Raw genomic sequence first — 18,643 nt, forward strand, 5'->3', positions numbered from 1 at the left:
CCCGAGTCGCCGTCCTACGCCCTCGACATGGTGTCCGTCGTCGAGTCCACCCTGGACGACCCGCGTCAGATCCTCGCCGCCCAGCAGAACAAGGCGCGCGGTGAGGCCGTGGCACTGATGAAGGCGGACGGTGTCGAGTACGAGGAGCGCATGGAGCGGCTCCAGGACATCAGCTACCCCAAGCCGATGGAAGAGCTGCTCTTCCACGCCTACGACACCTACCGCAAGAGCCACCCCTGGGTCGGCGACCACCCGCTCTCGCCCAAGTCGGTCGTCCGCGACATGTACGAGCGCGCCCTGTCCTTCACGGAGCTGATCTCCCTCTACGAGCTGGCCCGCACCGAGGGCATCGTGCTGCGCTACCTCGCCAGCGCCTACAAGACCCTCGACCACACCATCCCGGACGACCTGAAGTCCGAGGACCTCCAGGACCTCATCGAGTGGCTCGGTGAGATGGTCCGCCAGGTCGACTCCAGCCTCCTGGACGAGTGGGAGCAGCTCGCCAACCCGGAGGTGATGACCGCCGAGGAGGCTCAGGAGAAGGCCGACGAGGTGAAGCCGGTCACCACCAACGCCCGCGCCTTCCGCGTACTGGTCCGCAACGCACTCTTCCGCCGCGTGGAGCTGGCCGCCCTCGACCAGGTCGACGAACTCGGCGAGCTGGACGCCGACTCCGGCTGGGACGCGGACGCGTGGGGCGAGGCCATGGACAAGTACTGGGACGAGTACGAGGACCTCGGCACCGGCCCCGACGCCCGCGGCCCCAAGCTGCTGGTGATCAAGGAGGAGCCGCAGGACAAGCTGTGGCGCGTCCGTCAGATCTTCGACGACCCGAATGGTGACCACGACTGGGGCATCAGCGCGGAAGTCGATCTCGCCGCGTCCGACGCGGAGGGCCGTGCGGTCGTCCGTGTCACCGATGTCGGTCAGTTGTGAGCACAGGAGAAACCCACCGATGACGAATCCGGCCGAGAGCCTGGTCGATCTGCTCGACCTGGAGCAGATCGAGGTCAACATCTTCCGCGGCCGCAGCCCGCAGGAGTCCCTCCAGAGGGTCTTCGGCGGCCAGGTGGCGGGCCAGGCACTGGTCGCCGCGGGGCGCACCACGGAAGGCGACCGCCCCGTGCACTCGCTGCACGCGTACTTCCTGCGTCCCGGCCGGCCGGGCGTGCCGATCGTGTACCAGGTGGAGCGGGTCCGTGACGGACGCTCGTTCACCACGCGCCGGGTCACGGCCGTGCAGCAGGGCCGCACGATCTTCAATCTGACCGCCTCCTTTCACAAGCCTGAGGAAGGACCGTTCGAGCACCAGCTCCCGCCCGCCCGTGTGGTGCCGGACCCGGAGTCCCTGCCGCCCGTGGTCGAGGAGATCCGGAAGCATCTGGGCGCGCTCCCGGAGCAGTTGGAGCTGATGGCGCGCCGACAGCCCTTCGACATCCGTTATGTCGACCGGCTGCGCTGGAACACCGACGACATCGACGGTGCCGAGCCGCGCAGCGCGGTGTGGATGCGCGCGGTCGGTCCGCTCGGCGACGACCCGCTGATCCACACCTGCGCGCTGACCTACGCGAGCGACATGACCCTGCTCGACGCGGTCCGCATCCCGGTCGAGCCGCTGTGGGGTCAGCGGAACTTCGACATGGCGTCGCTGGACCACGCCATGTGGTTCCACCGTCCGTTCCGCGCCGACGAGTGGTTCCTGTACGACCAGGAGTCCCCGATCGCCATCGGCGGCCGTGGCCTGGCCCGCGGGCGCATCTACGACGTGCACGGGCAACTGCTCGTGTCGGTCGTCCAGGAGGGCCTGTTCAGGTCCCTCTAGGGTGATCGCCGGCCGGGGCGCTCCGGGGGCTTCCGCGACGCAGCCAGGTCAGCAGCCCTCGGGACCGTCGCGCCCTGGTGACACAGGGCCCGTGGTCGCTTCCGGGCAGCGGCGCGGAGACCGGGATGCCGGAGCATGTTCGCGCCGTGGCGATGTCGACCGGCGCTGCCGGGACGGAAGGTCGCGGTACCGGCAGTGCGGGCACTCGTCGTACTCGCGGTCGTCGCGCGGCATGATCCCGCCGGCTCGGCACTGGTGATGCTGTGGGCCACCGTGCACGTGTCGCTTCCAACTGTCGCGCCAAATCCGCACTCAGCCACGCGATCTCGTCCGCGTCCCGCGCGGTCATGATCTGCTCGCCGAGCAGCGCGGAAGGTGATCCGGGGGCGCCGTGCGCGGGCAGGTTCGGCCTCAGGCGGTCCAACCTTGCCCGCTCATAAGGCACTTCGACGATCTCCGCGATCTCCTCGCTCGGCAGGAAGGCGGCAATGGCTCCGGCTCGCGCCCATGGGTCGTCGGCCTGCCACAGCAGGAACCCGAGGTGACGTCCCCGCCAGTTCCTGGGGCGCAGGTCGAGCCCGGCCGTCAACTGGCTCCTGAGTGTCTCGGGCGTCCTGCCCGTCATCAGATCGGCGTGCTCACCGTTCGCCACGAACTCCCGCAACTCCTCGGCCAGATACAGCCACACCACGGCTCTGTACCGGTTGAGGTAGAAGCGCACCGGCACCAGCAGTCCCAGTCGGGCGAGCCTGGCGAACCTGCCTTCGGAGACGCCCATGAGTGCGGCGCCCTCCTTGGTGCCCACGACCCTCACCCGCTCGCGAAGCGTCTGGGGAAAGCCGGGCTGCGCCTGGAGGCGGGCGATCTCGGTCCGAGCGACTCGTCGGCCGCCGCTTGCCCCGTCGGACACGACGCGAATGCGGCCCAGCTCGACGGCCAGGTCGAACTCGTAGCGCTTGAGGGCCAGTTCCCGAGCCGCGCGGCTCGGGGGGCAGAGCGCGGGGCGCTCCGGGGTCAGGGTGGTCACAGATGCGATGGTGGTTCCCGGCATGGCTCTGCTCCCCCGTGGAGTGGTCGGCTCACGCCCTGCGCGTTCGCCGTGCACACACCGTAGCCATTTCCGCGCACCCCGTGTCGGCCCTGTGGATAACCCTCCGTACTGCCGTGAACCCGCAGGTCAGAGTTCGGAGACCGGAGAGTGTTCGGGCTGCCGGGCGTTCACGCCGAGGTGTTCGCCGACGCGGTTCACAAGCAGCGTCATCTCGTAGGCGATCTGACCGATGTCCGCCTCCGCACCGCTGAGCAGGCACAGGCAACTGCTGGGTCCGGCCGCGGTGACGAAGAGTACGGCGTCGTCGTACTCGATCATGGTCTGCCGGACGCGGCCCGCGCCGAAGTGGCGCCCCGACCCCTTTGCCAGGCTGTGCAGTCCGGAGGAGACGGCCGCCAGATGCTCCGCGTCCTCGCGCCTCAGTCCGGTACTCGCCCCGGTGACCAGTCCGTCGTTCGAGAGCACCAGCGCGTGCCGCACGTGGTCCACGCGCTGGGTGAGATCGTCCAGGAGCCAACCCAGTCCCTGGTTCTGCGCCATGTTCGTTCTCCCCGTGTGGCCTCTCCCCCTGGCTGGAGGAGCTGTCCGCAAGCCTTCCCCACCTCCGGCGTCCGGGCAAGCAGGATGGGCTCATGGCACACAAGATGACCGACGAGGAATGGCGGGCGTTCGTCTCCTACGGCACCCGAACCGGCAAGCTGGCGACCGTAAGGGCCGATGGAAGCCCTCATATCGCCCCCATCTGGTTCCTGCTCGATGGTGACGAGCTGGTCTTCAACACCGGTGAGGAGACAGTGAAAGGGGGCAATCTCGCCCGTGACCCGCGGGTAGCGCTCTGCGTGGACGACGACCGGCCGCCGTTCTCGTTCGTGGTACTGAACGGACAGGCCCGGTTGTCCGAGGACCTGGACGAGATCCGCCGGTGGGCCACCCGGATCGCCGCGCGGTACATGGGCGAGAACCGCGCCGAGGAGTTCGGCGCCCGCAACGGCGTTCCGGGTGAGCTGCTGGTGCGAGTGCACATCGACCATGTGGTGGCCGTACAGGATCTCGCGGACTGAGGCGGTCTCAGCTCACCGAGTCGAGAAGCCGGGCGGTGTGCATGCGCCCGGCGTACTCGACGAGGCGGATCAGGACCTCCTTGCCGGAGTCGCGGTCACGGGCGTCGCAGAGCACCACGGGCGTTCCCTGGTCCAGGTCGAGGGCGCGTGAGACGTCCTGGGCGCCGTAGGGGCGCGCGCCGGGGAAGCAGTTGACGGCGACGACGAACGGGATGCGCCGGTGCTCGAAGTAGTCGACCGCCGGAAAGCAGTCCTCCAGGCGGCGGGTGTCGGCGAGGACCACGGCTCCGAGAGCTCCTTGCGAGAGTTCGTCCCAGATGAACCAGAACCGGTCCTGTCCCGGCGTCCCGAACAGGTAGAGAGCGAGGCCGGAGCGGATGGTGATGCGGCCGAAGTCCATCGCCACGGTGGTGGTGACCTTGCGGTCCACGCCGTCGGTGTCGTCGACCAGCTGACCCGCCTCGCTGAGCAGTTCCTCGGTGCGCAGCGGCCGGATCTCGCTGACGGAGCCGACCAGTGTGGTCTTGCCGACGCCGAATCCCCCCGCCACCAGTATCTTCAGCGCCAGGGCGGAGATGTCGTCGGCGGCTTCGACGTGCTCAGAGGCCATGATCACTTCTCTCGGGAGGGCCGGCTGCGGTCGACGTGCTCGGGCGGGAGGTCAGCATCATGACAACTTCGCCACCGCCTCGGGGGTTCGGACTGAAAAGCACCAGATGTGACCGACTTCCGGCCGACTGACCACCGGAAGCGTGCGGAACGGCGGCCCAAGAGGCGCCGGGTCGGTCGTGAACGTTCATCTACAGGGCCCGCAACCCTTCGATGACCTCGCGCAGAATCCGCTCGTCCGGCAGATGCGCGGGCGGTACCGGGCGGCTGACGGTGACGCAGCCCAGTTCCAGCAGGTCGCCCAGGAGCACGCGGACCACGCCCACGGGCAGGTCGGCGTCGGCCGCGAGTTCCGCGACCGACTGCGTCTCGGTGCGGCACAGCTCGATCAGGGTCCGGTGTTCCGGGCCCAGCGCGCTGTCGCCGTCCATGCCCGGCGCGGCGGGGTCGAGGGTGACCAGCGCGATGAGGTCGAGGGGCACCCCGGCCGGGCCGGGCTGGGTACGTCCGCCGGTCATGGCGTAGGGGCGGACCAAGGGTCCGGCCTCGCCGTCGTACCACTGGCTGCCCTCGTCGTGGAGGTCTCCCGGCGGGTTCTCGGTCATCCGTTCCGGCCTTCCCGGTCAGCCCGCCGCGGGCGGCTGTGAGACGACGCGCGGTGCCGCGTAGAGGTGTTCACCCACGCGTCTGACCAGGCGTGCCATCTCGTAGGCGACCAGGCCGATGTCGGCGGTTGCGGCCGTGAGGACGGCGAGGCAGGAGCCGTCGCCGGCGGAGACCACGAAGAGGAAGGCGTCATCCAGCTCCACCATGGTCTGGCGCACGCCGCCCGCGCCGAAATGGCGTCCTGTGCCCTTGGCCAGGCTGTTGAAGCCGGAAGCCACTGCGGCGAGGTGTTCGGCGTCGTCACGGCCGAGGCCGGTGGAAGCGCCGACGGCGAGACCGTCGTTGGAGAGCACGACGGCGTGGCGTACTTCGCCCACTCGCCTGACCAGGTCGTCCAGGAGCCAGTCGAGTTCACCGGATCGCTGGTTGGCGGTCGTGTTCGGCTCCTGGATCATGCGGGTTCTCCTTCGGTGCTGTCGCTGCCCGTTGCGGGCTCCGGTGCGACGCGGCCGGGACGGCGGCCGCCGCCGCGGACCCAGCCGTCGCGGTAGGCCGCCATGCGGTCCCGCACGGTTTCCGGGGTGCGTCCCTCGTCGTTGGGTGGTTCGGGTTCCGCTGCCGGTTCGGCGGGGCGCTCCTTGCGGAGCTGGGGCGCGAGGCTGGCCTGGCGCACGCGGCGCGGGAGGTCGTCCGAGGATTCGGAGTCGGTTGGCGGGCGGTGGGGCCTCAAGGTGCTGACTCCGGGAGGCGGTGTGTCAGGGACGGGTTCGGCAGGCGGTGGCACGGTGGCGACCAGGGCGGGTCGCTCGGTCTGGGTGGTCACCGCGGCGGGGGCGGGTACCTCGGGCATGCGCGCGTATGCACGTTCCGGCTCCTGAGGGGCCGGGGGTGCTTCGGCGGGCTGCTCCGGGTTCCCTTGGTGGACCAGGGCGGTGGGCAGCAGAACGACCGCGGTGGTGCCGCCGTAGGGGGAGGTACGCAGGTGCACCTTGATGCCCTGGCGGGCGGCGAGTCTGCTGACCACGAAGAGGCCGAGGCGGTCGCTGTCGAAGAGGTCCAGGGTCTCGGACTGCTCGATGCGGCGGTTGGCCTCCACGAGCGTCTCGGCGCTCATGCCGAGGCCCCGGTCCTCGACCTCGAGGACGTAGCCGTTGCCGACCGGTTCGCCGGACACGCGCACGCGCGTGTGCGGCGGCGAGAACTGGGCTGCGTTCTCGACCAGTTCCGCGAGCAGATGTGTCAGGTCGGCCACGGCCGCCCCGATGACGGCCGCTTCGGGGAGCTGACGGACCTCGACGCGCGCGTAGTCCTCGATCTCCGATACCGCCGCGCGAACGACGTTGGTCAGGGACACCGGCATGCGCCAGGCGCGGCCGGGTGCCGCTCCGGAAAGGATGATCAGACTCTCGGCGTGGCGCCGCATGCGCGTGGTGAGGTGGTCGAGCCGGAACAGGTCGCTCAGCTCGTTCGGATCGTCGGAGCGGCGTTCCATGCTGTCCAGCAGACTGAGCTGGCGGTGGACCAGCACCTGGCTGCGGCGGGCGAGGTTGACGAAGACCCCGGAGATGCCGTTGGCGAGTTCGGCGCGCTCCACGGCGGCGTGCAGGGCGGCCCGGTGCACCGTCCTCAGGGCCTCCGCCACCTGCCGGGTCTCGTCCTCGGCGGGCGGCCCGGCGGGCGCCTCCGCCCGGATGTCGATCTCTGCACCGGCCCGGAGTTTCCGCATGGCCGCCGGGAGTTTGCGGCGGGCGATCTCAAGAGCGTCGTTGCGCAGACTCACCAGCTCGACCACGAGCGCGCGTCCGATCCGGACCGAGATCACGAGCGAGGCGACGACCGCGGCCAGGCCGAAGAGCACGGCAGCGCCGGCCGGGCTCAGCACGCCATGCGTGAACGGGTCGGCACGGCCCGCGACCGCCCGGCTCGTGTCCGCCGCAATGGTGCTCATGTCGGCCTGCACGCGTGCGTGGGCGGTGGCCCAGCCCGAACCGGGCGCCGTGTCGACCGCCTTGGCTCCGGAGCCGGCGGCCAGGAGGCGGTCCTCGGTAGCAGTGAGTGCGAGGTAGGCACGGCCGTGGGCGACGCGGTTCCAGGCGTCGCGCTGGGCGGCGGGCAGGTCGGCGACGGCGACCTGGATGAGGGCACGCCGGTTGGCGACGGCACCGTCAAGCAGCAGGGCTCGTCGGCCACGGAGGGTGTCGTCCGTGCGCGTGCTGCCGAGGACGGCATTCTCCTGGGCCAGCGCTTCGGCGGCGCGAGAGAACTCGAGCAGCACGCGCGCGTCGGAGCCGACGTCGGCCCCCTGGATGCCGGAGAGCGCTCCGTCCACGGCGAACGCGGTGCCGATGGTCTTGGAGTACCGGTCGTACGCTGTGGCCCAGTCCGCCTCGCGGCCGAGCACGGCGGTCCGCAGCGAGCGGAGTTGCCCGACGCCGCCGACAAAGGTCTGCAGACGGTTGCCGACTCCCGCGGGGAGCTGCTGACCGGCGGCGACGGTGCTGTCGTCGCCGAGTCGCAGCTTCGCCACCGCCCGGTCGGTGGTGGCCGCGAGGCCGCGCAAATCGTTTCGGCGTGCCGCGTTCGGTTCGGCGGCGTACCGTACGGCGGCGGCCCGTTCGGCCTGCAGCGCGGCGACGGCGACCGCGACGGGTGTACGCAGCTCGGCGTCGACCCGCTGGGACTGGCGCAGCTTGGACACGTCCTGAGCGGTGGTCACGGTGGCGTACGCCCACAGCGCGAGGAGCGAGACCACCGGCACCATCAGGAGGCAGACCACCTTGGCGCGCACGGTCCGGGGGCGCATGTGCCAGCGGCCCGCGCTCGGCGCCGCGTGGTCCGGCGCCATGTCGAGGTACGCCTCGGGGCCCTCGTCGGCCGGGGGCCCGGCGTGTGCGCGCCGGCCGCGCAGCGGGGTCGGGGACTGCGCCGGTGGTCCGGCCTTCGGGGTGCTACGGGGTGGGCGCATGGCCTCCTCGCTCGGGCAGTGGGTCGGGGCTCTCGGGCCGGGCTTGCGCTAGTGGGCGGCGCCCTCGACGGGCCGTTGAGCGGTGGCGGACGCCTGGCGCTCGTCCGCCGAGGGCGAGAGGGCGACGAAGGCCGAGGTGATGAAGAGGTAGGAGCCGAGGCCCACGGCGAGCGGGAAGATGAACTGCATGGCCGTGGCGCCCGGCAGGGTCGCGCCGGAGGGGTCGACGTGGACGCTCACCGCGAACATGCCGCTGTAGTGCATGCTGCTGACGGCCGCCCCCATGACCAGGGAGGCGAGGGTGACCGCGAGCGGGGACTTGATGTTCAGGCCTGCCCAGAGCGCGGCCGTCGCGGCGACCACCGCGATCACGACCGACAGCCCGACGAGCACGGGGTCGTAGGTCACGTCCCCGTGCAGCCGGACGGCGGCCATGCCCAGGTAGTGCATGCTGGCGACGCCGAGGCCTGTGGTGAGGCCGCCGACCAGGAGGGCGCGGTTGCGGTCCTTGCTGTAGCCGACGGCAAAGACGCCCGCGCACACGACGACCATGGCGACGACGAGGCTCAGGATCGTCAGCGGCACGTCGTAGCGGATGTCGGTGCCGCTGACGCGAAAGCCGAGCATCGCCACGAAGTGCATGGTCCAGATGCCGGTCCCGATCGCCGAGGCGGCCGTGATCAGCCAGTTGCGGCGGGCCCGGCCGGTCGTCGCCAGCGCGCGCACGGTACAGCGCAGGCCTAGTGCGGCGCCGATGCAGGCCATCGCATACGAGAGCGCGGGGGTCAGCCAGCCGAAGGCCGCGTGGTCAAGGTGTCCCATGGCCCACGGACGCTAGCCGGAGCAGGGGCGTACACAGGGGGCGCATTTCGAAAGCTGCCACAACATGACACACCGGGTGTCCGAACATGACGTGGAGTTGCGGTGAAAGGACCGCATCGCGGCCTATCCCTGTGCGTGCGGCCTCAATGGGGACGGTGAGAGATCATCGGAGTATGAGTGACGACCACACACACGTCCAGGAGTTCTTCACCGCGCGGGCGGCTGGCTGGGACAGCAGGTTTCCCGACGACGGGCCCGCCTACGCGGCCGCGGTGTCCGAGATGGGGCTGGACGAGGGCGACCGGGTTCTCGACGCGGGGTGCGGCACGGGCCGCGCACTCCCCTCGCTGCGCGCCGCCGTCGGGTCGTCCGGGACGGTGATCGGGGCCGATCTCACCTGGGCCATGCTTGAAGTCGCCTCGCAGGCCGGGCGGGGCCGGGAGGGTGCTCTGCTGCTCGCCGACGTCACCGCTCTTCCCGTGCGGACGGAGTCCCTTGACGCCGTCTTCGCGGCGGGTTTGATCGCCCACCTCCCTGAGCCGGGTGAGAACCTGCGCGAACTGGCCCGCGTGGTGCGGCCCGGTGGCACGCTGGCACTGTTCCACCCCATCGGCCGGGCCGCGTTGGCCGCTCGCCAGGGCAGGCAGCTGACGCCGGACGACTTGCGGGCCGAGGCCAGCCTCGGTCCTCTCCTCGGGCGTTCCGGGTGGCGCATGACGTCCTACGCCGACGAGCCCGGCCGCTTCCTCGCGCTGGCAGTGCGCGAGCCCTGAAACCGGACTGACTGCGGCTGCTCGTCTCAGTCCAAGTCCACCACGTCGGTCAACTTCACCTGCCTCACCGGGCAGCCACCCATCCCCGGCACCGGGTGTGTGCCCAGATCGGCGGTGCGATAGCCGTTCGGGTAGCTCTTGATCTCCCAGTTCTGGCGGGCGAAGTGAGGGGCGCGGCGTGGCGGGAGCAGCCTGACCAGCCGTCCACGGGTCTTTACGGCACGGCGCACCAGGAAGGTGGCGGTCGCGCTCGGCGCCTCGTAGCGGAAGGCGCGCAGCAAAGGCTCGTCGAGGAGGGCGAGAGTCGCCGTCCGCAACAGCGGCGCGAGCGGACGTGGATACCAGGACGTCATGAGGTCGAGCGTCGCGTCGGACACCTGCCGGGACCGTTGGTCCCAGGCGAAGTGCTCCCTCTCGTAGGAGTCGAGGAGAGCCTCGAACTCCTCGAATGTCTCCGGGATGCCGGGAATGCCCATGTGGCGCCCGAGGGTGCGGTAGTACTCGGTGGTGGCGACGATCTCGTGCCGGGACAGCCGTCGCCAGCCGTAGGTGTCGATCCAGCGTCTGGGCATGACGACGAAGGTCGAGAGCACATAGCGCATGTCGTCGGCGCTGATGTCGTAGCTGCGGTGCATCTGGTTGATGCGCCGGATCGCGGTACGGCCCTCCTGGGTCGCGAAGCCGTGCTCCATGACGGCGTCGAGCAGCAGGGCGGTGTCGTCGTACCGCCGCTGTGAGCGCTCGGTCAGCTCCGCCGTGTCGGCGAGCAGCCGGCCGATGCTGGGGACGGCATAGGTGCGGTAGAGGGCCAGTTCCAGCGCTCTTGTGTAGTCCCAGGGAAATTCGAACGCGGCGCTGAGCCGGTAGATCTCCGGGGCGTCGGCGACCGGGTCCATCCGCCGGATCTGGTCGAGCCGCTCGAAGCGTTTCACCGTGAGGTCCCCTTCTGTCGCGGTAGTTCCAACTCTACTTTGAGTGACGAGACATGTGTGATGAGCGAGCCCCGGCCGGGGAAAGGTGGTTCGCATGTTCGGCATGATCCACAAGTACGTCGCCAGGCTGGGTCTTTCCTCGCGCGGGGAGGCACCCACCGAGCCGAAGCCGCGCGCGCACAACCTCTTCGAGGCCGCTGCTGCCTACGTGGCGGCCCGCGCGCGGGACGACCAGGACGGAGTCGATGAGGCGTCGTCGTGGGTGTCGCCGGAGGCACTCTCCTTCGGTGTGGGCGAGTTGGCGAGCCGTGCCGTGGTCGCCCTCGCCCGCGAGCGCTCCACGACCCCTCGGGCGGTGGCCCGGGATCTGCTGGGCCTGCCCCCGGACTGAGGAGACTCTTGACGGCCAAGGGGTGTTTCGCCCCCGTCCGGCAGGAAAACCGCAGCTCCGCCCGGTGCACGGAGTCGTGACAAGCCTCTCCCCCGCGCACTAGGGTGCGCGCCGACGGAGGAACCACTGGGGAGGCTGAGATGGCCGGGTCGGACGATGCACCCGTGGCTGCCGCGGACGAGGCGCTCTACGTGTTGACGGCGGTGCTGCTGACACCGGCGCAGTTCCCGAGCGTGCTCGGTGACGACTATCCCGCGGCCTGCGCGGCGCTCGGTCTCACGCCGCTCGACGAGGGGTACGGCCTGGTTCTCGGGCAGGACGGAGACGGGGCCCGGTGGACGGCCGTCATCGACGACGTGTCCCTGGTCGCGGTGGCGATAGCTTCCTGGGACTGCGGCATGGAGTACGAGTTGTCGCCCGACGAGCGCACCCTCGTGGCGGCCCTGCCCGGCTGGCCCCTGGCGCTTGCCGTCGCCGCACCCGATGTACCGGCCCCGCACGACCCGGACACCGAGGCCACGGACCCCCCTCCTCTCACCCCACCCGATACCGGCACCTGGGGACCGGCCCAGCGACGCCTCGGCGCGGACGAGATAGCGCTCCAGTGGGCCGAGTGGCGTGGCCGGCTCGACGACGCCGATGTCCTGCCGAACAAGCAGACTTCCGGAACCGAGGCAACCGCCCCGGAGGCCGAAGCGGCACCGCAGACCGAGCCGGAAGGCACCGCCAGGCCCGGCCATCCCGGCGTCCGCCAGGTACTCGCGGAGGCACGCGCCTACATCGACGCCCCGCCGCCCCTCGGACGCGTCCGCTCGTCGTTCGCCCCCGGAGACGCGCGTACCCTGCGTGCCGACGGTCCCGGATGGTCGATCGTGGCCCGGACGGACGACATCGCGTTCATCCTGCTCGACACGGAACCAGGCGAGGTCATCCCCGTGGGACGGGGCCCGGAACTCCCCGGCCTGCTGGAAGGGCTGGACAAGATCGCCGTACGCCCACTGTGACCCCGTGCGAAGCGCCGCCCAAAGGCGTCAGCGGCCTATCTCCTTGCGTGCCACCCGGCGCAGCCTGCGCCGCTGGGAAGGGTCCAACGTCAGGTACGCGGCGGCGGGCACGCCCACGATGATCAGCAGCGCCGCCCACCAGGGCAGCCAGATCAGAAGGATCAGCCCGACCGCCACGCCACCCACGGCGATCTTCGCGTTTCTCGACATGAACTCCGCCTCCTACGTCACGACCACTGCCGCTCTCTGCATGGGAAACGGTCGCGAGCGCCTCACGGTTCCGGCCACCGCCCCTGAGACATCCCTGAAGCCAACCCTGAGGAACCCCTGAGACCCAGGTCGAAGGCCACCGCAGGGCGCGCGTGACCAGCCACAACGGACTGGCCACGCGCCCTCCCGTCAGCCGCGGGCGCCGAGCAGGTGGTCCATCGCCAACTGGTCGAGCCGCTCGAAGGCCATGCCCCGCGCAGCGGCGGAGTCCACGTCGAAGTCCTCGAAGGCCGAATTGTCGGCCAGCAGGGCGTCGAGGCCGTCCGCAGCCGTGGGCTGCGCCAGCTCGTCCAGCCGCGACGCACGCAGCGCCTCCTGCACCTCCGGATCGGCACGGAAGGCGGCCGCGCGGTCCTTCAGGATGAGGTAGTTCCGCATGCATCCGGCGGCCGAAGCCCAGACGCCGTCGAGGTCCTCGGTGCGCGGCGGCTTGAAGTCGAAGTGCCGGGGGCCCTCGTAGCCGGCGCTCTCCAGGAGGTCGACGAGCCAGAAGGCGGCACGCAGGTCACCGGCTCCGAAGCGCAGGTCCTGGTCGTACTTGATGCCCGACTGGCCGTTGAGGTCGATGTGGAAGAGCTTGTCCGCCCACAGCGCCTGCGCGATGCCGTGCGGGAAGTTGAGCCCGGCCATCTGCTCGTGCCCGACCTCGGGATTGACGCCGTAGAGCTCGGGACGCTCCAGACGCTCGATGAAGGCGAGCGCGTGTCCGACGGTGGGGAGCAGAATGTCGCCGCGCGGCTCGTTGGGCTTGGGCTCGATGGCGAAGCGGATGTCGTAACCCTGCGCGGTGACGTACTCGCCGAGGAGGTCGAACGCCTCCTTCATACGGTCCAGAGCCGCCCGCACGTCCTTGGCGCCACCGGACTCGGCGCCCTCGCGGCCGCCCCAGGCGACGTAGGTCTTGGCGCCCAGTTCGGCGGCGAGGTCGATGTTGCGGATCGTCTTGCGGAGCGCGTAGCGGCGCACGTCGCGGTCGTTGGCGGTGAATGCGCCGTCTTTGAAGACGGGGTGGGTGAAGAGGTTGGTGGTCGCCATCGGCACGGCCATACCGGTCGCGTCCAGAGCCTGGCGGAAGCGCTTGATGTGCGACTCGCGCTCGGTCTCGGAGGCGCCGAAGGGGATCAGGTCGTCGTCGTGGAAGGTCACGCCGTGGGCGCCCAGCTCGGCCAGGCGCTGCACCGACTCGACCGGGTCGAGGGCGCGGCGGGTGGCGTCGCCGAACGGGTCCCTCCCCTGCCAGCCGACGGTCCACAGACCGAAGGTGAACTTGTCCTCGGGGGTGGGCTGGTAGTTCATGCCGCGGCTCCTTGGTGCGTACGACTATTTCGTCATGGCCGTTTACAAATTAGTATGCGAAGGCGCCTCTGGGAAGAGACCAGATGTCTTCGACGCCGGGGCGCCATCGATGAACGGCGTCGCTGCCGGTCGATGACGCCGCGGAAGAGGGAGAGCCCGATGTCAGCAGCCGAGGGTCCGCTCGTCGTCGGTGTGGACACGTCCACACAGTCCACCAAGGCACTCGTCGTCGACGCGTCCACCGGGCGGGTGGTGGCGAGCGGCCAGGCCGCGCACAAGGTGACCTCGGGCGTGGGACGGGAGAGCGATCCGCGTCAGTGGTGGGACGCGCTGTGCGAGGCGCTGCGCCAGTGCGGCGACGCGGCGCACGAGGCGGCGGCAGTGTCGATCGGCGGCCAGCAGCACGGCCTGGTCACCCTGGACGCGCACGGCGAGCCGGTGCGTCCCGCGCTGCTCTGGAACGATGTGCGCTCGGCCCCGCAGGCCCGGCGTCTCGTGGAGGAGTTGGGCGGCCCCGACGCCTGGGCGGAGCGCACGGGCAGCGTGCCGGGCGCCTCGTTCACGGTGACCAAGTGGGCGTGGCTGGCGGAGCACGAGCCGGACGCGGTGCGCGCCACCAGGGCGGTACGTCTCCCCCACGACTACCTCACCGAGCGCCTCACCGGCCTCGGCACGACCGATCGCGGCGATGCCTCCGGCACCGGCTGGTGGGCGTCCGTGACGGAGTCGTACGACGAGGAGACCCTGGCGCACGTGGGACTCGACCCGGCGCTACTGCCTCGGGTGGTGCGGCCCGGCGAGGTGGCCGGCACCGTGCGCGACGGCCATGACCTGCCGTTCTCCAAGGGCACGCTGGTGGCGTCGGGTACCGGGGACAACGCTGCCGCCGCGCTGGGTCTGGGCCTGCGACCTGGCACTCCGGTGCTCAGCCTCGGCACCTCGGGCACCGTGTACGCGGTCTCCAAGCGCCGCCCAACGGACCCGACCGGCACTGTGGCGGGATTCGCCGACGCGCACGGCGACTGGCTGCCACTGGCCTGCACCCTGAACTGCACCCTCGCCGTGGACCGGGTCGCGGCCCTCCTGGGGCTGGACCGGGAGGCCGTGGAGCCCGGCACCTCGGTCACCCTGCTCCCGTACCTCGACGGTGAGCGCACCCCCAACCTGCCCCACGCCTCGGGTCTGCTGCACGGCCTCCGCCATGACACGACCGCCGGCCAGGTGCTCCAGTCCGCCTACGACGGCGCGGTGCACTCGCTGCTCGGCGCACTCGACCTGGTTCTGGACGAGGACGCCGACCGCACCACTCCTTTGCTGCTGATCGGCGGTGGCGCCCGCGGCACGGCCTGGCAGGAGACGGTGCGCCGGCTGTCCGGGCGGCCGGTACGGGTACCCGAAGCGAAGGAACTGGTCGCCCTTGGCGCGGCCGCTCAGGCTGCGGGACTGCTGACCGGTGAGGACCCGGCGGCCGTTGCCCGCCGCTGGAACACCACGGAGGGACGGGTCCTGGACGCTGTGGAGCGGGACGAGGAAGCCCTGGACCGGATCGCCGGGGTACTCTCCGACGCGTCCCCGCTGCTGGAGCGGGGTGCGAACTCCCTCTGACCCCGCCCCCAAGTGGGTTGCGCACCGTGTCCGGCAGCGAGCGACCGAACCACAAGCCGGGCAGGGACCACAGAAACCGAGGATCGACGGAGGCATGACCGCACCGCCGCACGACAGCCGACCGACGGGAAGCGGACGCGCCCTGCCTGACACCCAGCAGGGCATGCGTCGCCGCAACCTGGCTCGGGTCATGCACGCCGTCAGCTCGGACGGCCCGCTGTCGCGCGCCACGGTCGCCTCGCGCATAGGTCTCACACGGGCGGCCGTGTCGTCTCTCGTGGACGAGCTGACCCGCTGGGGCCTGCTGGAGGAGTTGGGCCCCGAACGACCGAGCCGGGTGGGACGGCCCGGCTCCGCGCTCGCGGTGAGCGGGAGTGGTCCTGCGGGGGTCGGGGCGGAGATCGGGGTGGATCATCTCGCAGTGTGTGCGGTCGACCTGCGGGGCGCCGTTCGTGCGCGGGCCGTGCGGCGCGGCGCGAACCGAGGGCGCTCCCCGGAATCCGTGGCCGAGGAGCTGACCTCGCTTCTCCAGCAGGTCACGGCCGAGGTGGAGAAGGACGGTCTGTGGGTCGCGGGGCTCGCGGTCGCCGTTCCCGGTCTGATCGCCCGCGACGGCCGCACTGTCGTGCGGGCCCCCAACCTCGGCTGGCACGACACCGATCTCGGCGGTGTACTGGCCAGCGGGGTGCCCCTGGCCGTGGACAACGAGGCCAACTTCGGCGCGCTGGCGGAGCTGTGGCTCGGTGCCGGCAGGCCGCGAGAGTTCCTGCATGTGTCTGCGGAGATCGGCATCGGTGCGGCGATCGTCGTGAACGGCCAGCTGCTCCGTGGAACCCGTGGCTTCGCCGGAGAGCTGGGCCATGTTCCGGTCCGGCCGGACGGACCTCCCTGCCCATGCGGCGGACGCGGCTGCCTGGAGCAGTACGCCGGCGAGGAGGCCGTACTGCGGGCGGCCGGGATCGAACCCCGCGATGACGTGGTGGGGCTGCTCGCGGAGCGGGCGGAAGCGGGCGACGAGGACGTGCGCTCGGCGCTGCGGGAAGCGGGTACGGCGCTCGGCATCGCCCTGACCGGGGCTGTCAATCTCCTGGACCCGGACACGGTCGTCCTGGGGGGCGCGCTGGCGGCCCTCTCTCCATGGCTTCTCCCCTCTCTGCAACGTGAGCTGCGCAGTCGCACAGCCGGTCCGGCATGTCCCGTGGCGGTGTCCGAGCTGGGTCCGGAGGGTCCGCTGCTCGGTGCGGCGCATTCGGTGGTACGGGCCGTCCTGGATGATCCGGCGATGGTGGCGGAACGGCCCTGACACTTCGGCGGATGCCCGTTGCGGAAGCCCGCCACGCTCACCGACACCCGAACTCCCTCGAACGGGTGGCCGACTTATCCACAATCCGCCCGTTGTCCACGGACTCGGCGCTCACCCTTCTGCCCAATTCCCCCGCGCCGTACCGTGATTCACGCGAGCCGCAACCGCCGGATCTCAACGGCGGAAGCTCAGGCCGTACACGGGCTGAGCACCATCTACCACATGCATCGGGGGATACATGTACGCGAAAGCGACCGGGGCACGACGCCACAACCCACACCACGACGACCATTCCCGGTTCCCGCCGACCGGAGCTGACACTGTGTCGGTCATACGTGCCGGGCTCCGCTGAACTGGACGTGCACCCCCGCCGTACAGACGCATCCGCACACACCACGATCCCGCGCGCCCTCATCCCCAACTGCCTTTGCTTACAGGGCAGATGACACCTCACACTGCTGAAGGGCAGCCGACGATGGAGATGAACCAGCCCCGTACCCACCTCACCCGACGCGGCATCCTCAAGGGCGCGGCGCTCGCCGCCGTCCCCTACGCACTCCTCCCCGGCCCCCAGGCGGCCGCGCAGGCGGCGGTCGACTACCCGCCCGGCGAATGGCAGCCCGCGAGCAGCGGCAATTACACGGTGTCCAGCCGGCCGACGGCCTACAAGATCGACCGGGTGATCATCCATGTCACCCAGGAGACCTACACCAACACTCTGGCCATCTTCCGGAACACCGACAAGAAGGTGTCGGCGCACTATCTCGTGCGCTCGGCGGACGGCCATGTCGCCCAGTGCGTCCGGGAGGCGGACGTCGCCTGGCACGCGGGCGACTGGGGGTACAACACCCGGAGCATCGGCATCGAGCACGAGGGCTGGGTGGACCAGCCGGCCTACTTCACGAACGCGCTCTACGAGCAGTCCGCGAGACTGACGGCCGCGGTGTGCAACACGTACGGCATCCCGAAGGACCGGGAGCACATCATCGGCCACTACCAGGTAGCCGGCACCGATCACACCGACCCGGGGGTGAACTGGGACTGGGTCCGCTACATCAGACTCGTCAATTTCTCCTGACCTCCTGTCGGCCCGGTTGTCCACAGCCGAGCCCCGCGTGACGATGGCCCAGTTGATTCCCTGGTGGGGAGGACGAGTTGACCGATCAGTGGGTGGCTCTGGAGCCGGGAGCCGACCCAGGCGAAAGAGTCCGGGCGCTACGCCGAGCGCATGAGACCTTCACGACCGCCGGCACGGTCGCGCGTCCGGTCCGGCCAGTGGTGGCCGAGTCCTGGCGGCGCAGCGCACGGGCCGGCGTCGGGCCGGACGGCACCGCGAGCGTGGAACTGACCGACGACGACCTGGGCGCATACCGCGCCGAACATCCTCTGGCCAAGGTGATGCCGTTGGTCCGGGAGCTGGTGGGCACGTTCGCCGCCGAGGGCTCGCATCTGCTCGCGGTGTGCGATGCGCACGGCAGGCTGATGTGGGTCGAGGGGCATCCGACGACGTTGCGGCGGGCGGACCGGATGAACTTCGTTCCCGGGGCGCGCTGGTCGGAAGCGGCTGTCGGCACCAACGCGCCGGGAACAGCGGTGGCGGTGGACCGTCCGGTGCAGGTCTTCGCGGCGGAGCACTTCATAAGGCGGGTGCAGCCGTGGACCTGTGCGGCCGCGCCGATCCACGATCCGCACACGGGCCGGGTCCTGGGAGCCGTCGACATCACCGGAGGGGACGGTCTGGCGCACCCGCACAGCCTGGGCTTCGTGCAGGCGGTGGCACGCGCGGCCGAGTCGCAGCTCAGCCTGGTCGCCCCACCGAAGCAGGCGGAAGACACGGTCACGCTGAGCGTGCTGGGCCGGGACGAGGCGGAACTCCGTCCGGGTGGGGGGCGCCGGATCAGGCTGAGCCGTCGGCACAGCGAGGTTCTCGTGCTCCTGGCCCGGCATCCCGAGGGCATGACCGGGGACGAGCTGCTGTGCGCGCTGTACGCGGACGAGTCGGTGACACCGGTGACCTTGCGCGCCGAGCTCGCCAGACTGCGCCCGCTGCTGCCGCCCGGACTGCTGGCGTCCCGGCCCTACCGGCTCTCCGTGCCGGTCGAGTGCGACGCGGCTCTGGTCGAACGGCAGTTG

General features: G+C 70.7%; 20 protein-coding genes. 10 read left to right on the top strand and 10 right to left on the bottom strand.

The genetic code is table 11. The annotated features are described in order from the left end of the window. Window positions 1-936: DUF3516 domain-containing protein (locus GT030_RS33985; protein ID WP_161204352.1), on the top strand; the 936-nt coding region annotated here is incomplete at its 5' end. Between the two features lie 19 nt (window positions 937-955). Then, window positions 956-1,822: an acyl-CoA thioesterase II gene (locus tag GT030_RS33990; protein WP_161204353.1), complete on the top strand. Its 867-nt coding sequence runs from the start codon at window positions 956-958 to the stop codon at window positions 1,820-1,822. Here the strand turns inward: GT030_RS33990 and GT030_RS33995 are convergent. Beyond that, window positions 1,809-2,873, bottom strand: coding sequence for a DUF6397 family protein (locus GT030_RS33995; RefSeq protein WP_161204354.1), 1,065 nt, complete (start codon window positions 2,871-2,873; stop codon window positions 1,809-1,811). The two genes, GT030_RS33990 and GT030_RS33995, sit on opposite strands and share 14 nt — an antisense overlap. 126 nt (window positions 2,874-2,999) lie before the next feature. After that, window positions 3,000-3,413: a roadblock/LC7 domain-containing protein gene (locus GT030_RS34000; RefSeq protein ID WP_030803533.1), complete on the bottom strand. Its 414-nt coding sequence runs from the start codon at window positions 3,411-3,413 to the stop codon at window positions 3,000-3,002. A gap of 92 nt (window positions 3,414-3,505) precedes the next feature. Here GT030_RS34000 and GT030_RS34005 point away from each other — a divergent pair, with 92 nt between their 5' ends. After that, entirely contained in the window at window positions 3,506-3,934 is a 429-nt protein-coding gene (locus GT030_RS34005; RefSeq protein WP_161204355.1) for a PPOX class F420-dependent oxidoreductase, read from the top strand. A 7-nt stretch (window positions 3,935-3,941) separates the two neighbouring features. Here the strand turns inward: GT030_RS34005 and GT030_RS34010 are convergent, their stop codons facing one another. From GT030_RS34010 to GT030_RS34030, 5 genes are all read right to left on the bottom strand, one after another. After that, window positions 3,942-4,544, bottom strand: a complete 603-nt coding sequence (locus GT030_RS34010) for an ATP/GTP-binding protein (protein WP_086692341.1) — start codon at window positions 4,542-4,544, stop codon at window positions 3,942-3,944. A 190-nt stretch (window positions 4,545-4,734) separates the two neighbouring features. Then, window positions 4,735-5,148, bottom strand: coding sequence for a DUF742 domain-containing protein (locus tag GT030_RS34015; RefSeq protein WP_161204356.1), 414 nt, complete (start codon window positions 5,146-5,148; stop codon window positions 4,735-4,737). Window positions 5,149-5,166: 18 nt separating this feature from the next. Next, complete coding sequence (locus tag GT030_RS34020) at window positions 5,167-5,604, bottom strand: roadblock/LC7 domain-containing protein (RefSeq protein ID WP_161204357.1); 438 nt, start codon at window positions 5,602-5,604, stop codon at window positions 5,167-5,169. Further along, complete coding sequence (locus GT030_RS34025; protein WP_161204358.1) at window positions 5,601-8,114, bottom strand: sensor histidine kinase; 2,514 nt, start codon at window positions 8,112-8,114, stop codon at window positions 5,601-5,603. The genes GT030_RS34020 and GT030_RS34025 overlap by 4 nt, the downstream gene beginning before the upstream one ends. 48 nt (window positions 8,115-8,162) lie before the next feature. After that, a complete protein-coding gene (locus GT030_RS34030) occupies window positions 8,163-8,936 on the bottom strand; it encodes an MHYT domain-containing protein (protein ID WP_161204359.1) in 774 nt (257 codons plus the stop codon). Between the two features lie 173 nt (window positions 8,937-9,109). Between GT030_RS34030 and GT030_RS34035 the strand changes: the two genes are divergently transcribed. Then, window positions 9,110-9,709: a class I SAM-dependent methyltransferase gene (locus GT030_RS34035; protein WP_161204360.1), complete on the top strand. Its 600-nt coding sequence runs from the start codon at window positions 9,110-9,112 to the stop codon at window positions 9,707-9,709. A gap of 26 nt (window positions 9,710-9,735) precedes the next feature. Here the strand turns inward: GT030_RS34035 and GT030_RS34040 are convergent, their stop codons facing one another. Continuing rightward, a complete protein-coding gene (locus GT030_RS34040; protein WP_161204361.1) occupies window positions 9,736-10,641 on the bottom strand; it encodes an oxygenase MpaB family protein in 906 nt (301 codons plus the stop codon). 94 nt (window positions 10,642-10,735) lie between these two features. Between GT030_RS34040 and GT030_RS34045 the strand changes: the two genes are divergently transcribed. Next, complete coding sequence (locus GT030_RS34045) at window positions 10,736-11,032, top strand: hypothetical protein (protein ID WP_161204362.1); 297 nt, start codon at window positions 10,736-10,738, stop codon at window positions 11,030-11,032. A gap of 140 nt (window positions 11,033-11,172) precedes the next feature. After that, the gene (locus GT030_RS34050; RefSeq protein WP_161204363.1) at window positions 11,173-12,036 is read left to right on the top strand and encodes a hypothetical protein; all 864 of its coding nucleotides are present in this window, start codon (window positions 11,173-11,175) and stop codon (window positions 12,034-12,036) included. Window positions 12,037-12,063: 27 nt separating this feature from the next. On the opposite strand, the gene GT030_RS34055 is transcribed toward GT030_RS34050, so the two are convergent. Together GT030_RS34055 and xylA are read right to left on the bottom strand one after the other, a co-directional pair. Beyond that, window positions 12,064-12,246: a hypothetical protein gene (locus tag GT030_RS34055; RefSeq protein ID WP_086693740.1), complete on the bottom strand. Its 183-nt coding sequence runs from the start codon at window positions 12,244-12,246 to the stop codon at window positions 12,064-12,066. 189 nt (window positions 12,247-12,435) lie between these two features. After that, window positions 12,436-13,602: a xylose isomerase gene (gene xylA, locus GT030_RS34060; protein ID WP_161204364.1), complete on the bottom strand. Its 1,167-nt coding sequence runs from the start codon at window positions 13,600-13,602 to the stop codon at window positions 12,436-12,438. Window positions 13,603-13,761: 159 nt separating this feature from the next. Between xylA and xylB the strand changes: the two genes are divergently transcribed. The 4 genes from xylB to GT030_RS34080 form a co-directional block, all read left to right on the top strand. Beyond that, a complete protein-coding gene (gene xylB, locus GT030_RS34065; RefSeq protein ID WP_161204365.1) occupies window positions 13,762-15,207 on the top strand; it encodes a xylulokinase in 1,446 nt (481 codons plus the stop codon). Between the two features lie 94 nt (window positions 15,208-15,301). Next, entirely contained in the window at window positions 15,302-16,510 is a 1,209-nt protein-coding gene (locus GT030_RS34070) for an ROK family transcriptional regulator (RefSeq protein ID WP_161204366.1), read from the top strand. 481 nt (window positions 16,511-16,991) lie between these two features. Then, window positions 16,992-17,588, top strand: a complete 597-nt coding sequence (locus tag GT030_RS34075) for an N-acetylmuramoyl-L-alanine amidase (RefSeq protein ID WP_202460909.1) — start codon at window positions 16,992-16,994, stop codon at window positions 17,586-17,588. A 77-nt stretch (window positions 17,589-17,665) separates the two neighbouring features. Then, the coding region (locus GT030_RS34080) for a GAF domain-containing protein (RefSeq protein ID WP_161204368.1) at window positions 17,666-18,643 on the top strand (978 nt) is incomplete at its 3' end.

Origin of the sequence: Streptomyces sp. SID1328 (genome assembly GCF_009865595.1) — a bacterium.
In the GTDB taxonomy this organism is placed as follows: domain Bacteria; phylum Actinomycetota; class Actinomycetes; order Streptomycetales; family Streptomycetaceae; genus Streptomyces; species Streptomyces griseoluteus.

Bases quoted from the DNA above. Each gene is read 5' to 3' on its own strand.
- GT030_RS33990 (WP_161204353.1), top strand. From the start codon at position 956: ATGACGAATCCGGCCGAGAGCCTGGTCGATCTGCTCGACCTGGAGCAG.
- GT030_RS33995 (WP_161204354.1), bottom strand. From the start codon at position 2,873: ATGCCGGGAACCACCATCGCATCTGTGACCACCCTGACCCCGGAGCGC.
- GT030_RS34000 (WP_030803533.1), bottom strand. From the start codon at position 3,413: ATGGCGCAGAACCAGGGACTGGGTTGGCTCCTGGACGATCTCACCCAG.
- GT030_RS34005 (WP_161204355.1), top strand. From the start codon at position 3,506: ATGGCACACAAGATGACCGACGAGGAATGGCGGGCGTTCGTCTCCTAC.
- GT030_RS34010 (WP_086692341.1), bottom strand. From the start codon at position 4,544: ATGGCCTCTGAGCACGTCGAAGCCGCCGACGACATCTCCGCCCTGGCG.
- GT030_RS34015 (WP_161204356.1), bottom strand. From the start codon at position 5,148: ATGACCGAGAACCCGCCGGGAGACCTCCACGACGAGGGCAGCCAGTGG.
- GT030_RS34020 (WP_161204357.1), bottom strand. From the start codon at position 5,604: ATGATCCAGGAGCCGAACACGACCGCCAACCAGCGATCCGGTGAACTC.
- GT030_RS34025 (WP_161204358.1), bottom strand. From the start codon at position 8,114: ATGCGCCCACCCCGTAGCACCCCGAAGGCCGGACCACCGGCGCAGTCC.
- GT030_RS34030 (WP_161204359.1), bottom strand. From the start codon at position 8,936: ATGGGACACCTTGACCACGCGGCCTTCGGCTGGCTGACCCCCGCGCTC.
- GT030_RS34035 (WP_161204360.1), top strand. From the start codon at position 9,110: ATGAGTGACGACCACACACACGTCCAGGAGTTCTTCACCGCGCGGGCG.
- GT030_RS34045 (WP_161204362.1), top strand. From the start codon at position 10,736: ATGTTCGGCATGATCCACAAGTACGTCGCCAGGCTGGGTCTTTCCTCG.
- GT030_RS34050 (WP_161204363.1), top strand. From the start codon at position 11,173: ATGGCCGGGTCGGACGATGCACCCGTGGCTGCCGCGGACGAGGCGCTC.
- GT030_RS34055 (WP_086693740.1), bottom strand. From the start codon at position 12,246: ATGTCGAGAAACGCGAAGATCGCCGTGGGTGGCGTGGCGGTCGGGCTG.
- xylA (WP_161204364.1), bottom strand. From the start codon at position 13,602: ATGAACTACCAGCCCACCCCCGAGGACAAGTTCACCTTCGGTCTGTGG.
- xylB (WP_161204365.1), top strand. From the start codon at position 13,762: ATGTCAGCAGCCGAGGGTCCGCTCGTCGTCGGTGTGGACACGTCCACA.
- GT030_RS34070 (WP_161204366.1), top strand. From the start codon at position 15,302: ATGACCGCACCGCCGCACGACAGCCGACCGACGGGAAGCGGACGCGCC.
- GT030_RS34075 (WP_202460909.1), top strand. From the start codon at position 16,992: ATGAACCAGCCCCGTACCCACCTCACCCGACGCGGCATCCTCAAGGGC.